This is a genomic window from Burkholderia territorii (assembly GCF_001718335.1).
Lineage (GTDB): Bacteria > Pseudomonadota > Gammaproteobacteria > Burkholderiales > Burkholderiaceae > Burkholderia > Burkholderia territorii.
Map to the genome: position 1 here is coordinate 2663158 of NZ_CP013366.1, position 13742 is coordinate 2676899.

11 protein-coding genes and 1 pseudogene are annotated in these 13742 nt (G+C 56.9%); 3 read left to right on the forward strand and 9 right to left on the reverse strand.

The window, feature by feature from the left end:
- Positions 1-38: 38 nt before the first annotated feature.
- The 3 genes from WS51_RS22820 to WS51_RS31395 all read right to left on the reverse strand — a co-directional run bounded on the left by WS51_RS22820 (position 39) and on the right by WS51_RS31395 (position 4021).
- Complete coding sequence (locus tag WS51_RS22820) at positions 39-563, reverse strand: hypothetical protein (protein ID WP_069229810.1); 525 nt, start codon at positions 561-563, stop codon at positions 39-41.
- Positions 560-751, reverse strand: coding sequence for a helix-turn-helix transcriptional regulator (locus WS51_RS31390; RefSeq protein WP_009964270.1), 192 nt, complete (start codon positions 749-751; stop codon positions 560-562). The genes WS51_RS22820 and WS51_RS31390 overlap by 4 nt, the downstream gene beginning before the upstream one ends.
- A gap of 591 nt (positions 752-1342) precedes the next feature.
- Complete coding sequence (locus tag WS51_RS31395; protein ID WP_081333597.1) at positions 1343-4021, reverse strand: type I restriction endonuclease; 2679 nt, start codon at positions 4019-4021, stop codon at positions 1343-1345.
- A 550-nt stretch (positions 4022-4571) separates the two neighbouring features.
- Here WS51_RS31395 and WS51_RS22825 point away from each other — a divergent pair.
- Positions 4572-5147 carry a recombinase family protein gene (locus WS51_RS22825; protein WP_069229811.1) on the forward strand — a complete coding sequence of 192 codons (576 nt, stop codon included), beginning with the start codon at positions 4572-4574 and terminating at the stop codon, positions 5145-5147.
- A gap of 244 nt (positions 5148-5391) precedes the next feature.
- On the opposite strand, the gene WS51_RS22830 is transcribed toward WS51_RS22825, so the two are convergent.
- The gene (locus WS51_RS22830; protein WP_069230031.1) at positions 5392-6207 is read right to left on the reverse strand and encodes an oxidoreductase; all 816 of its coding nucleotides are present in this window, start codon (positions 6205-6207) and stop codon (positions 5392-5394) included.
- 94 nt (positions 6208-6301) lie between these two features.
- On the opposite strand from WS51_RS22830, the gene WS51_RS22835 reads away from it, so the two are divergent.
- Positions 6302-6739 carry a winged helix-turn-helix transcriptional regulator gene (locus WS51_RS22835; protein ID WP_059450961.1) on the forward strand — a complete coding sequence of 146 codons (438 nt, stop codon included), beginning with the start codon at positions 6302-6304 and terminating at the stop codon, positions 6737-6739.
- Positions 6740-6830: 91 nt separating this feature from the next.
- Here the strand turns inward: WS51_RS22835 and WS51_RS22840 are convergent.
- The 5 genes and pseudogenes from WS51_RS22840 to WS51_RS22860 form a co-directional block, all read right to left on the reverse strand.
- A pseudogene (locus WS51_RS22840) lies at positions 6831-7229 on the reverse strand (fumarylacetoacetate hydrolase family protein); the annotation flags it as partial.
- A gap of 248 nt (positions 7230-7477) precedes the next feature.
- Positions 7478-8920, reverse strand: a complete 1443-nt coding sequence (locus WS51_RS22845; protein ID WP_059450959.1) for an MFS transporter — start codon at positions 8918-8920, stop codon at positions 7478-7480.
- An 84-nt stretch (positions 8921-9004) separates the two neighbouring features.
- Positions 9005-10081: a 4-hydroxyphenylpyruvate dioxygenase gene (gene hppD / locus WS51_RS22850; RefSeq protein WP_059450958.1), complete on the reverse strand. Its 1077-nt coding sequence runs from the start codon at positions 10079-10081 to the stop codon at positions 9005-9007.
- A gap of 112 nt (positions 10082-10193) precedes the next feature.
- Positions 10194-11345: a CaiB/BaiF CoA transferase family protein gene (locus tag WS51_RS22855; RefSeq protein WP_059450957.1), complete on the reverse strand. Its 1152-nt coding sequence runs from the start codon at positions 11343-11345 to the stop codon at positions 10194-10196.
- 8 nt (positions 11346-11353) lie between these two features.
- Positions 11354-12295, reverse strand: coding sequence for a hydroxymethylglutaryl-CoA lyase (locus tag WS51_RS22860; RefSeq protein ID WP_059450956.1), 942 nt, complete (start codon positions 12293-12295; stop codon positions 11354-11356).
- Between the two features lie 160 nt (positions 12296-12455).
- Here WS51_RS22860 and WS51_RS22865 point away from each other — a divergent pair, with 160 nt between their 5' ends.
- A complete protein-coding gene (locus WS51_RS22865) occupies positions 12456-13373 on the forward strand; it encodes a LysR family transcriptional regulator (protein ID WP_059450955.1) in 918 nt (305 codons plus the stop codon).
- Positions 13374-13742: the final 369 nt, after the last annotated feature.

Below are 13742 nucleotides of genomic sequence, written 5' to 3' on the forward strand. Positions count from 1 at the left end.
GCCGTGTATTGCCAGTACAAAGTGACTTTGGGCGAGCATCAGGCGGCCTCCCCCTTGAGCACGGCGGTCGCCAGCTTGAGCTGTTCGATATCCAGTCGCGAACCGCCCTGCGCCAGTGATTGGCCGAGCGCGACGCCCCGCATCAGGGCGCTAACTTCCAAGCGGCGCGTCCCGTCCGTGCACTGCGCGTCGATGTCGTTGTAAAGCGCACGATAGGCTCTCCGCAACTGTCGATACTGCCGACGACGATAGTTCGCCGACTCCTGTTCCGCAGCGGCGATCGCCTGGACGAACTTCTCGCAGGCGGTGCCAAGTTGCTTTGTCGTCAGGCGCGGGGCTTCGAGCGCGAGCGTCGAGGCGAGCGTGACGGCGATCGCTACGAGCTTCCCGGTGTCGTCGCCACGGTTCCAGAAGCAACCCTCGATGTCATCGAGGATTCCTGCGAGCTTGCGGAGTCGGGCGTCGCGGCACCGCACGAACGCGGCGTCGCGCGCCGTGACGGCCGCGCCCATCGCGCGGCCATACGGGCCGCCGCGGTCAATCATAAGGGAGGGCGCGCTCATGCTTGCCCCCGCGTGGACTGACGGGATTCGACCCAATGCTGGACGTCTGTGGCGCGCCAGCCGACGCTCCTGGCACCCAACTGGACCGGCGCTGGAAACTTGCCTTCACGAATCCAGCGATACAGCGTTGTTTTCTTGACGCCGACGCAATCCAGCACACCAATAAGTCGAAGAATCTTAAGAGCCATTTTCTGTTTAGAAATGGCCTGTTCCGCAAGAAGGAGGATAGCGGCGGCAATAAACCGCGCCGTACTATCAAAGTACGGGCGCAATGAAGTTCGCGGGAGACGCACAAAGTAACTTTGCAAAGTTACTTTGCACGGCGCGGCGCGCGCGGTATCATCCGTCCTAACAAGAGCTATGCGTTTCCTAGGCGCGGTGGCTCTTGTGGTTCCTCCAATTATGGAACAGGCAGCCAAGCCAAAAAATCGCCGGCGGGATGTGTTGGTAGCACATCCCCCGGCACCCTCTCGTCAGCTCGACGAAATATGCTCAGCGACTGAGCATTCCCCGCCTTTTCCTTGCATCGCCCACAGATTCCTAGAGCCGTGTTCGATTAGGTGCCAACAAGTACCGTCATTATATCGAAAGGTCTGCCCCCATAAAAGATTTGTCTTGGATTATCTAAGACAGCAATACATGGTGTCACTGTTCGGCCAGGAGCAGTCATCCAAACGAGCAGTCGCTTGGACATTCGAACGGCGCATTCCCATCAGCGATACGGCCGCTCACGATCCGGCGAGTTGTCGCGCTGTCTGTCCTTTTTGTTCCTCAAAATGTCAATTATTTAGCGATGGTCCAAAAAGGTCGCCGGCATCTTCCTGTATAACGTCGAGCATTTTGAGACTCATCTTTTTCTGAAATACGTCGACCCAAATCACTTCAACCTGAACACGATCTCCGGCGCTGACTCGATTCCCGTTCATTTTCGAAGTATGGACCAACCCGTGTAATCCATCAGGCAGCTCAACAAAGCATCCAAATTGAACGACGTTGACCACGGTTCCCACATGGGTTGATCCCCGACGAAGCCTCTTATCAGCATCAAACCATGGGTCCCATGAAAAATTTTGCTTGACTCTCTCCAACGCAGCTGCGGCATCGGAAATATCCGTAAGTTCTGATAGCCTGTCTTCCGCCAGGAAGGTGCCATGCGCCGGATTAACTGATTTGCGCATTTCCAATAAATGCTCTACGAGCTCTGATGCGTTGTCCACGGCAGTCTGGATATGAAGATGGGTCGCTGAATCTCGAATACGGGATACTACCTTTTCGGCTTGCAAACGATCCAAAAAGAAAGTGTCCTCGGCAACTGCCGCCAAATAGCTAACATTTCCGACAAGGTCCAAATGTACAAAACCAGCGGGCCCAATTCTGACTAGATCGTCATCAGTCACGGAGTCAATCCTTAGATGCTCTGCCAGAATGCATCTACTCGAAAGTAGATAATTAAACTCGCGATCAAGCATGTCGGGAGAAAGTCCATAAGACATTAGCTCTTGTTTGACCGCGCCTTTTCGATAATATCCTTTTAGTCCATCGGTTCCGGATGTAGAGAATTTTTCCCTTAGCCATCGCAGGATCATATAGCGACAGAAGAAACTTGGTCGCGAATCCTCCTGATTTGCGGAAAATAAATTCTTAACATAAGAATAATCACTGTCGTAGTAGCGACGATTCATGCGCATCAACACAGTCGCGACTTGATGAAGGGGTAGCGTATAGCGCCCCTCAGATTGCCGTATTTTAAATATTTGATCTTCGCCGATATGGGCGCTGTTACAAAACTCAAGAAATATTTCGAGCGCGTCTCGCATGTTGCGACCTGAAAGACCGACGATCATTCTACGAACAAAACGATCGTGCTCAAAAAGCGACTTAATAATCGATGTTAAATAGTATGCTTGATCTGATCGCGGATACTCGACTTGAATTCCGTTTGGCAGCAAAAAATGCAGTTTCTCGCCAGAATTATGATTAAGGGTGTTCATCGCCAGCTTTACCCGGGTGAGAAGGACATTCTGAAATAATGGCGGCTCAATCCGAAATACCATGTCTTTCAAGGCGGTGTCCAGCGGGGGCTGCAATCGATGATTGTCATAAGTCTCGTCACGTAATGGCAGAATCACCAGAGCACGAAACTCTCGTTGCAGCCATTGCGCAACCTCAAACATCAACAACTGTTCATCCCTGGTCTTCTTGTCACAGTTGTCTAGAACAATTATGCAAAGCCGGCTTCGGTCACCGCAGCAATAGCGCATGTGTGCTTGGGCTGACGCATGCCGATCTCGCTGAATTGACTCGATATGTTCCGCGAGTTTGACGTTAAAAATGTCGGTTCCCTGAGCGTAGAGCTTTCCAACCCCCTTGTTAAAGCGATTTATTTCTACAGAGAATATTTTTCTTAATATCTCGATGTCCTCGAAATCTTCGTTCGGCAACGATAATTTGCAGGATTCTATAAGGGAAATTCTGAGCCAATCATAAATCTCGATTGCCGAAACGGGGGCGGAGTTCATATCCATCCGGCACCAGACCGTCTGATTGATGAGCTCTCTGGGTAGCGCTACTTCATGAAGATAATCAATGAATGTTGTTTTTCCTGACCCAACACTTCCAATTATCAATAATACTTTGTGTTCGAGATCATTCTTGTTATTGAGTCGACCGATTAACTCCTTCGGCCTCGAAGTATCTTCGAGCAATTGAGCATCTGTCTCGCTGGGTGGGCGTGCGGCACGAATAACCTTATCGATCGGATCGATGTACCTTTCGCGTCTGTGAGACGCAATATATCCGTGCCTTGCAATGAACGAGCGCTCCGCCCGTGTGGTCGGATTGAAGATGGCGGAAATTGATGCGGTGAGTGTCGCCCCAAAAGAGTTTCTTCCAACCTCTTCATTTTGTAGTCCAATCCCACCAATCATTCGACGCGGCTTGAAAAAGCCATTTGGACGCACCGTTTCCGATAGCGTCCGAGCTAGCGACGACAATTTTTTCCACGACATGAGCTCTTGCAGAGTTGCAATGTCTGGCGAATAAGTGCCAAGCGTTGCAACCGTTGCTTTCGCTAACGGTTCATTATGGTCTGCGTGACCATACCAAAGTTCGATGCCATTTGAGGCGACGATGAAACGCGTCGGATTGAAATCTGGTGGGAACAGTCCATTTAGTTCGTGTGCATAAAGGCGCGCTTGCCTGTAACCTTCCGCGACGGACTCATTTGGGGCTTTGGCTTCCACCACAACTAGCGGTAAGCCGAACATAACTACAATGTAGTCGGGATAATAGAGCTTCTGCTCGATGCCTTTGCCTATTGCGAACCGACGGAGGTTGACCTTTGTCTGAATCACGGCATCCGGTAGGCCCAACCCGACGGGTTCAGTCTCAGTTAGGAAGCGATACAGAAACTTCTGCTCTACGTCACTCTCATTGGCGAGGCCTTCGATTTGCCACATATGCGTTCCTAGACGAAAGGCGTTCCTATCTCAAAACCCAAGGCTTGTTCGAAGAGTCGTGTAACGGACAAGCGGTGCGGCCAGTTCGCGACTGCCGGTCAGGCAGCGCTTGTGGATGGCATCACAGCATATAGCGATCACTCGCATTGTTCCACCGAATGGCTAGCTTCTAACTAGGTTGAGCATGGTGTAGAGCGAGTCTATTTGCAGTGATCCATTATTTTCATCTTGTTTGGACGATCGCCAGTTTTGGCCGAGTACTCGCGGTTCGATGCAGCGATGCGAATGGTCGTTGTACCTTGGAGCTTGGCATTTGGATCGCAGTCGGGCGAGAGGTTGCGGTGGGTCGCTTGTTGTCGTTCGAATAGTGGCACCCTCCTGTCTATCCCAGCGACCGACCAGCAGGCAATCGGCTCCCAATCAAATGCGCCTGTTCAAAACCGATCCCTTGCGGACAGGGGCATTTTGCCCTGTCCGTAAATAAGGGTTGAAATGTTTTGGACACTGCCTTACATTCGGACTCCCATTTCGTACAGATTGAGTGCCCGATATGTCCCGAACCTTTGCCTATGCCCGTGTCAGTACGTCCGACCAGACCACCGCGAACCAGTTACGAGAGATCGAGGCGGCCGGCTTCTCGGTCGACAAGCGCCGCGTTGTGTCAGAAAGCATTTCGGGGAGCGTGAGCGCCGATCAGCGGCCGGGGTTTGCGCAGTTGCTCGTCAAGATGGAAGAAGGCGACGTGTTGATCGTGACGAAGCTCGACCGATTCGGCCGCAATGCGATGGACGTGCGGGCCACGGTCGAGGGATTGGCCGAACGCGGTATCCGGGTTCATTGTCTCGCCCTGGGCGGCGTCGATCTGACTAGCGCGGCCGGCCGGATGACGATGCAGGTGTTGAACGCGGTTGCCGAATTCGAGCGGGATCTGTTGATTGAGCGCACGCACGCTGGTATCGCTCGCGCGAAGGCGGAAGGCAAGGCGATGGGGCGGCCGTCCGCCCTGTCAAACGAGCAGCGGGCGGACGTGCTGCGCGAGTTGGACGCTGGGGCAAGCGTGGCCGCGCTTGCTCGGCGATTTGGCACGAGCCGCCAGACGATCATGCGGGTACGCGACGCAGTCTAAGCGGCGCGCGCCGTTCAACTCACGCCCTGCTAGAGCCCGGCTCAGCGGACCAAGCAGACAGTGTCAGGTTGTCTGGCTCAACTCGGCCACGTTCGGTCATTGGCTCACACCACTGATTGGTCATTCAAAAGTCCGCTTTACCACCGAGTGGCCCTCGCGAACTTACTTTGCCGCACCTCTATAGATGACTGGCGAAGCGTTCAGCGAGGACCGCAGGCAGAAACGTTCTGTCGTCTTCGGTCGCTTATGCCGGCAATTGATTGAACTTACGAATGGCTTTGTCCAGGAAGGACTCAGGCAGATAGCGGCGCAAAAAACGCACCTGACTGGCGTGTTTCCCTGCCGCGTATCGCCGCTTCGGCACAATCTCCGTCGCGGCTTTGAGCACCGTGGCGGCGACGCGCTCGGGAGCGTCACCCGCTGCGATCATGGCCGGTAACAGCGCATGAATCCGGGCACGATCCGAATCGTAGACGGGCAGCTCGCGGTCCGGCCTGATCGTGTTGTCCTCGAATGACGTACGGGTCACGGCAGGTTCCACCAGCACGACCCGGATGCCATGCGTGCGCAACTCATGGTCCAGCGATTCGGAGTAGCCCTCCACCGCGTGCTTCGTCGAGGCGTACAGGGCGCTGTAGGGCGACGGGACCAGACCCAACACGGAACTCATGTTGATGATCCGCCCCCGCTTCTGACGGCGCATCTCGGGCAGAACTGCGTTGGTGACGCGAAGCACACCGAATACATTTACGTCGAATAGCGCCCGGGCCTGCGCGGCAGACGACTCTTCGGCGGCGCCAAACAAGCCAATGCCTGCGTTGTTGACTAGCAGGTCGATCCTCCCAGCTGCTCCCAATACTGCGGCAACCATATTCTGTACGGAGTCGTCGTCGGTCACGTCGCACGTCAGCATCGTAATGCCGTCGGCGCTTGCGGGAAATGCCTTGCGGCTGGTTCCGAATACACGGTAACCCGCCTGCCTGAGTGCCAAGGCCGTGGCCCGTCCAATGCCGGAGTAAGCCCCGGTCACGATGGCGACACGTATGTCGTTCTTGCTCATCATCAATTCTCCAGGTGGTGCGCGAGAGATATCGTCGAAAATGTTACTATCGAATCGATACTAACCATGCTAACACAGTAACTATCGAAACAGTATGGACAAGAAAATTCCCTGCGATGAACCGTGCCCGATCGCGCGCAGCCTTGCCGTGTTCGGCGACGCCTGGAGTCTGTTGATCCTGCGGGATGCCCATGCGGGGCTTACCCGGTTTGACCAGTTCCGCAAAAGCCTCGGCATTGCTCCGACGATCCTTTCTCGCCGGCTCGCGAAGCTGACCGAGGAAGACATGCTGGAGAAGCGGCTCTACTCGGAGAACCCTCCGCGAGAGGAATATGTGCTGACTGCGGCCGGACGGGACGTTTTGCCGGTGCTCTTTATGATTGGCGCGTGGGGCCGCGAGCATCGTGGTGGCGGTGACCTGGTGCGTTTCCTCGATGCCGACGCCGGGACCGAAATCAGGCCAGTGGCTGTTGATGAGAATACAGGCGCCCGGATAGGTTCACGCCCGATACGAGTCATTTCTCCAGAATAATCGCCTTGAAGTCGCGCGATAGTACGAGCTGGCTTCGCTAAGCGCACGAGATAGCAACCCGCTAGGTAATTTGTATAGGCAACGGACGATGCGGCTGCGGCGCCTGTTCGCGTTGCTGGGCGCGAAACGGGTTCGAGCGCATCGAGCCGAGCGTGAAGATCCATTGCGAGATCGTCGTAGCGAAGCCCTTCGAGTTGAACGACCCGAGCGGTGCACATTCCCACTCCTGGATATCGCGTGCGCTCCAGTCGTTGAGCAGCACCATGCCGAAGATATGCGCTTCGGCATCTTCGCACGCGATCGCAGCGCCGAGTTTGCTTGGAGCGCCGACGATGAAACCCATCACCCGTCCGATGTCCAGCTTGCAGCACACGCCGAGGATTGGCAGTTCAGCATCGGGTAGCTTTATCTGCCCGTTCGGCCGCCGCACTGGTGTGCCGCGCACGACCACCGACGACGCACGCCCGTCGTAGCCGACGGGGATCATCGAGTCGTCGATACGGCTAACTCACGCTCGGGGCGTCAGAACTTCACACGTAGTCTGCCCCGAGCCAGGCCTGCATGGTTACTACATAGCATCACGAGCTCTGTGCCATCGCGGTGCTACTCGTGGTCGTCAACGCGGCCGTATGTATCAAGCCCTTTTTCATTCAGGCGTCTCCTTTTCAATTGTTGTTTCTTGTGCGAGCAATCGTGTTCGCTTTTTCTAAGAAGGACAGGCTGATGCGGCGAGTGGAGTCAGTATTGGTTAATTTCTTCCAGTCGCAATCCGTTTGTTCTAGGACCGAAGACGCCGATCGATATCGCCACGACCAGCATCGTCGCTGTGATGCCGGTGAAGACGCCCACGACGCCGAAATTGCGCAGCAGGTATGCGATAAGGAAGCCCGACAACATTGCCCCCACGCGGCTCGCCGAGTAGACGATGCCATTGGCGCGGCATCGCACTGCCGTCGGAAACAGCTCAGCTTGATAAGCGTGGTAGCAGACAGAAATCAATTGGCCAGCAAGACTGATCAAAACGCCAAGGACAATGAGCGATGCTGCCGACTTCATCTGAGCAAACGCGAGACCGCATACGATGACAGCGAGCGCGCCTCCGACGATCAGATATTTACGCTGCACCTTGTCGGCGAAGAACATCGCGAACAATGGTCCGATTGGCAGTGCAAAAGCGATCACAAACGAGTACAGCAGGCTCTTCGTCACCGTGACGCCCTGTCCTATGAGCAGAGTCGGCACCCAGTTCGCGAAGCCGTAGTAGCCGATGGCCTGGCAGAAGTTGAAGGTGATCAGCAGAACGAGGCGTGAGCGATACGGCGCCTGTAGCAGTTCAGCAAATGATGCACGCCGGTGCGCAGGTTGTTCGATTACTGGAAGCGGCGCCGGGAGCGGCTGTCCAGATTGACGCTGGACGATAGCCTCTATCTTCTCGACGATCTGGCTGGCTGCGCTTACCTTGCCATGCGTCGCGAGCCATCGCGGCGACTCTGGGACCGACCGACGAATGAACCACACAACGACGGCGCCTGCCGAGCCCGCGAGAACGACGATGCGCCAGCCGTCAATACCGAATACGATCTCCGGTACAAGCCAGTACGAGAGTATTGCCGCGACTGGCGCCGCTGCGAACATGACCATCTGGTTGAAAGCCATCGCACGGCCGCGCATGTGCTGTGGCACCAGCTCCGTCACATAGCTGTCGATGGTGATAATTTCGACGCCAACACCGATGCCCGTGATAAAACGCCAAAGGATGACGCCTTCGGGCGTCGTCTGCAGCGCCATGATGGCCGAGCCGATCGAGTACCACAGAAGGGACACCGTGAAGACGGCTCGGCGGCCATATCGGTCCGGCATCCATCCCAGGACAAACGTGCCAACGAAGAGGCCCGCGAACGTGGCGGCGATAAAGCCGGCCATGCCCGTCAAGCCGAAGAAGGCGTGCGTCGTGGTTTGAAGGAGCCCGCTCTTCGCCATTCCCGGCGCGATATAGCCCGTGAAAATAAGATCGTAGATCTCGAAGAAGCCGCCGAGCGAGATCAGCGCCACGAGCACCCACAAATGGCGTGCAGAGGGCAGTCGATCCATACGCGCGGAGATCTCTGCGCCGGGTGTGACGCCGACCGAAATGGTCGGCGAGGCGAGCGGGTTCGAATCCGCAGTAACGGTTGGTTGCATGTTCGTCTCCTGATGACTTCGTCTGGTACGACGGCACTCTTTTTGCGGTGCCTGTCGCTTGTCCTGCGCTCGGCGTGCGCCGATTTACGATTGTGCGATCACACCGCGGCGAACCTGGTCGCGCTCGATCGACTGGAACAGCGCCTTGAAATTGCCTTCGCCGAATCCGTCGTCGCCTTCGCGTTGAATAAACTCGAAAAACACCGGCCCGAGCAAGGTGTCGGAGAAGATCTGAAGCAGTAGACGAGGACGATCGCCAGCGGTGTTTCCGTCGAGAAGAATGCCGCGAGTCTGTAGTTCGGCGACTGGCTGACCGTGCCCGGGCAAACGCTCGTCGAGCATCTCGTAGTATGTTTCGCTCGGTCGGCTCATCAACGGTATGCCTGCCATCGCCAGTTGGTCGATCGTATCGATCAGGTTGTTCGTCAGAAGCGCGACGTGCTGGATGCCTTCGCCATTGAACTTCATCAGGAACTCTTCGATCTGTCCCGCGCCCTTGGATGATTCCTCGTTCAACGGGATGCGGATCTTGCCATCCGGTGCTGTCATGGCTTTCGAAGTCAGACCCGTATATTCGCCGGAAATATCGAAGTAGCGAATCTCCCGGAAATTGAAGAGTCTCTCGTAGAATCCGGCCCAGAAAGACATACGGCCGCGATAGACGTTGTGTGTAAGATGGTCGACGAGTTTGAGACCGAAGCCAGCGGGATGTCTGTCGACGCCTTCGACAAACTTGAAGTCGATGTCGTAAATCGACTCACCGTCTTCGTAGCGGTCGATGAGATAGAGCGGCGCGCCACCGATGCCCTTGATAGCGGGCAACCGCAGTTCCATCGGTCCTGTGGGAATGTCGATCGGCTGTGCGCCGAGTTCGAGTGCGCGGGCGTACGCAGCGTGTGCGTCCTTGACGCGGAATGCAAGGCCGCATGCTGAAGGACCGTGCTCCGCTGCGAAGTAAGCGGCGGGACTCTTGGGCTCGCGGTTCACGATAAAGTTGATGTCGCCCTGGCGGTACAGCACCACGTCCTTCGATCGATGACACGCGACCAGTTTAAAGCCCATCTTCTCGAAGATAGGCTCAATCAAACCCGGCGTCGGCGAAGCGAATTCAACAAACTCGAAGCCCATGAGGCCCATTGGGTTTTCGAAAATATCTGCCACTCTCACTGCTCCTTTAGGCAATTTGGTCAAATTCGAGCCCGAAAGCTTCTGCGCACCGCGCGTAGGCCGTCGCATTAGCAAGTAGGCTTCGCATCGCTGATGGAGAAAAGACTCATGCGCTCACCTTGCTCTTTAAGCGCGACAGCACTTCCTGCGTATGCTCGCCGACGCGTGCAAGCGCCTGCCGCACGCCCGGACGGCGGCCGCCCATCGTGATCGGCAAAAGGACCACGTCGGTCATGCTGCCGTCTTCTGTTTGCATCGGCGCGAGCCCGCCACTCGCCTTCAAATGCGGGTCGTCCAGCAACTGCTCTGGGCGAACGATGGGCGCGTAAGGGATGCCTGCCGCTTCGAGTTTCGGCGCGAGTTCTTCCGCGCGATGGTTCCTCAGAATCTCACCAAGTCGCTTGAGCAATTCCGGCCGCACTGCAACGCGCAGAGCGTTGTTCGCAAACCTCGGTTCGGTCGCCAGGTCGGGGCGTTCGAGGACTTCGCATAGCGTGATGAACTGCTTGTCGCTGACCGCTCCAATGAACATCTGTTCGCCCTGTTCAAGCGTAAAAACGTCGTAGACGCTCCAGGCGGACACGCGTGCTGGCATGGGCGGCGGCGCTTCACGGGTCATAGCGTATTGCTGCATATGCTGAGCGCATAAGAACACGCAATTCTCAAATAAAGCGCTCTGGACTTCCTGCCCGCGGCCGGTGGTGTCGCGCTCGCGCAAAGCGGCTAGCACGCCGATCGCGCCAAACATACCGCCCATAATGTCGTTCACGGACGTACCCGCGCGCAGCGGGCGCCCGACCGGGCCGGTCATGTAAGAGAGGCCGCCCATCATCTGCACGACCTCGTCGAGCGCGAGGCGTTTCTCATAGGGTCCGGGCAGGAAGCCCTTGTGAGAAACGTAGATTAGATGCGGATAACGCGCGCAAAGCGTTTCGTAGTCGAGCCCGAGTTTCGTCATCAGGCCGGGGCGGAAGTTCTCGAGCATCACGTCACAGGTGCCGATGAGTTCGACCGCAGCTTCCTTACCCTCAGGTGTGTTGATGTCGAGCACAACGCTCTTCTTGTTTCGATTGAATGAGCGGAAGAAACCAATGCCGAGGCCCGGCAGTTTGCGGGTTTTGTCGCCGCCGGGGGGCTCGATCTTGATTACTTCAGCACCGAGATCGGCGAGGATCATGCCGCATGTTGGTCCCATGACCATGTGCGTGAACTCGATGACGCGAATCCCATCGAGGGGAAGTCTGGTGTTGGTGCTCATGATTGACCTTAGGCGTTAAGCTCAGCGGAAGCGGCGAAGGTTTTGGGCAGCCCGGCGAGCCACAATGCGCCGTGAAGCGTTTCGCCCTTCAACCACTGTGCGACCTTGGCACGCAGCGTCAGCAAGGCAGGAATGTCAATGCCGGTTTCGATCCCCATATCCGCGAGCATGAAGGCCAGGTCTTCGCTGGAAGCATTGCCGCTTGCGCCGGGCGCATGCGGACAGCCGCCGATGCCAGCGAGCGTCGCGTCGAATCGAGCGATGCCGGTCTCAAGCGCGGCATAGACGTTGGCGAGCGCGAGACCGCGCGTGTCGTGAAAGTGGCCACACCAGAGGCGCTCGCCTGCGATGTTGCGCGCCTTATCGAATAGGTCTCGAACCGCAGCGGGGCCCGCATAGCCGACAGTGTCCGCGATGCTGACGCGGTCCGCGCCGGCATCAAGCAGTGCCTGCATGTAGCGCAGTACATCTTTCTGTTCGACGTTGCCCTGGATCGTGCAGCCGAAAGCCGTGCCAATACCGCCTTCGATCAGCGTTTTTGAGCCGGCTGCGTCGCGCGCCGCTCGAATACGCGCGACTTCCGCGACAACGTCCTCTGGTTCCTTGCGCAAGTTCGCAAGGCTGTGTTCGCGGCTCGCAGAAAGCGGTATGAGCATCAGGTCGGCCTGTGTTTCGATCGCGCGTTCTGCGCCTTTAAGGTTCGGCACGAGCACCGATACAACGAGGCCTGGCAGCGTCTTCGCAAAAGCGACGAGGTCTGCAGTGTCGGCAAGTTGCGGAAGAAGGCGCGCAGGCACGAACGAGCCGACTTCAATTTCGCGCTGCCCCGCAGCGTACGCGTCGCCGATCCATTTGAGCTTGAGCTCGGTCGGCAAGACCGTCTTGATGCTTTGCAGGCCGTCGCGCAGGCCGACTTCGCGAATGGCGACGGTAGAAGGGAATGAGGGCATGTTGTCGTCTCCAGTTATCGATGCCGGTCTTGCAAGTCGCCGACGTTTGACAACACTTTAGAGATTCCACATTATTCGTAAAGCGACGTTTGGGAAGCCCCATCGTTCCCGATCGGAACACCACAACGCATCGCCAGCGCTACTGCACCGGGGGACGGCATTGCGGGAACTTGATTTGAAGACGCTGCGGCTTTTCGTTGCCGTCTGCGATCATCGCAATATCGCGCGTGCGGCTAAGGAGGCACACATCGAGCCGTCGGCGATAAGCAAACGCATTGCGCAACTGGAGGCGGACCTTGGTGTACCGATCCTCGCGCGCTCAAGGCGCGGTGTCGAACCGACGCAAGCTGGAATGGCGTTGCTGGAGCATGCGCGGAGCGTGCTTTTCACCATGGACCGCATCGCAAGCGACATTGCGTCGTTTGGCGAGGGTTTGAAGGGCAGAGTCAGCGTATGTGCGTCGGCATCGGCGATCGCGGAAAAACTATTGGATGACATCGCGGCCTTCATGCGCGAGCCGACCAATAAGAACATCATGGTAGACATCGAGGAGCGGCTGTCGCAGGACCTCATTCGGCAGTTGCGCGAAGGCGCGGCATCGATCGGGGTGTGCTGGGACAACGTTGACCTGCAAGGCTTGGAGCATCGCGCTTATCGACAGGACCGCCTTGCATTGGCCGTTCCTCTGGGCCATCCCCTCGCGGAGCTCCCAACGGTTGCATTCCACCAGACGCTCGGCTATGACCATGTTGGGTTGCCGCCCGCAACGGCAGTGCAGAAGATGCTTCAACTTGCCGCAGCACAGGCCGGCCGCACAATCTCATTCCGCGTGATCGTCTCGAGTTTTGATGCCGCATTTCGCGTGGTGGCCGCAGGATTGGGGATTAGCGTCGTGCCAGTGGAGGTTTCGACAGCATATGGGCCTCAGTTGGGCGTTAGGATCATCCCACTTACCGATGTTTGGGCGCAGCGGCGCTTCATTGTCTGCTTCAAAAGCTTCGAAATGCTTCAGCCGGCTGCCCAGCGCATGGTCGAGCATTTGACGGGTCGCGCTAACGGCGACAAAGCGGCAGAGTAGCAAAACATCGACGCCGTTCAACGTCGCTTATCGAGAACGCGTCGCGCGCCGAGGAAGTTCGAATGGCAGGTCCAACCCCGCTAGGAGACATTAGGTCGGTCACGTATCGAATGGCAGATACGGGTCTCGACCACGACCCTTGATGAGGTTGACGTCCAGGCAATCTCCGACCTGATCTGCCTCCGACTGAGAGATCAGGTCTGGACTTGCACATCTCAGCCCCCGAATCACCAATCTTGTCGCCATTATGCCGCGCTTGCTCGTGCCAATCACTGACGTGATGCGACGGTTGCAAAGTAACTTTCTAGCGTGACGGCGACTCGGGGGTGTGGGCGCGCGGGGCGTTCTTTGCGCGCAGCGTTCCAGAAG

What these genes read in the sequence shown, in the direction of transcription:
- WS51_RS22820 (WP_069229810.1), bottom strand. Translation starts at nt 563, where the DNA reads ATGAGCGCGCCCTCCCTTATGATTGACCGCGGCGGCCCGTATGGCCGC.
- WS51_RS31390 (WP_009964270.1), bottom strand. Translation starts at nt 751, where the DNA reads ATGGCTCTTAAGATTCTTCGACTTATTGGTGTGCTGGATTGCGTCGGC.
- WS51_RS31395 (WP_081333597.1), bottom strand. Translation starts at nt 4,021, where the DNA reads ATGTGGCAAATCGAAGGCCTCGCCAATGAGAGTGACGTAGAGCAGAAG.
- WS51_RS22825 (WP_069229811.1), top strand. Translation starts at nt 4,572, where the DNA reads ATGTCCCGAACCTTTGCCTATGCCCGTGTCAGTACGTCCGACCAGACC.
- WS51_RS22830 (WP_069230031.1), bottom strand. Translation starts at nt 6,207, where the DNA reads ATGAGCAAGAACGACATACGTGTCGCCATCGTGACCGGGGCTTACTCC.
- WS51_RS22835 (WP_059450961.1), top strand. Translation starts at nt 6,302, where the DNA reads ATGGACAAGAAAATTCCCTGCGATGAACCGTGCCCGATCGCGCGCAGC.
- WS51_RS22845 (WP_059450959.1), bottom strand. Translation starts at nt 8,920, where the DNA reads ATGCAACCAACCGTTACTGCGGATTCGAACCCGCTCGCCTCGCCGACC.
- WS51_RS22855 (WP_059450957.1), bottom strand. Translation starts at nt 11,345, where the DNA reads ATGAGCACCAACACCAGACTTCCCCTCGATGGGATTCGCGTCATCGAG.
- WS51_RS22860 (WP_059450956.1), bottom strand. Translation starts at nt 12,295, where the DNA reads ATGCCCTCATTCCCTTCTACCGTCGCCATTCGCGAAGTCGGCCTGCGC.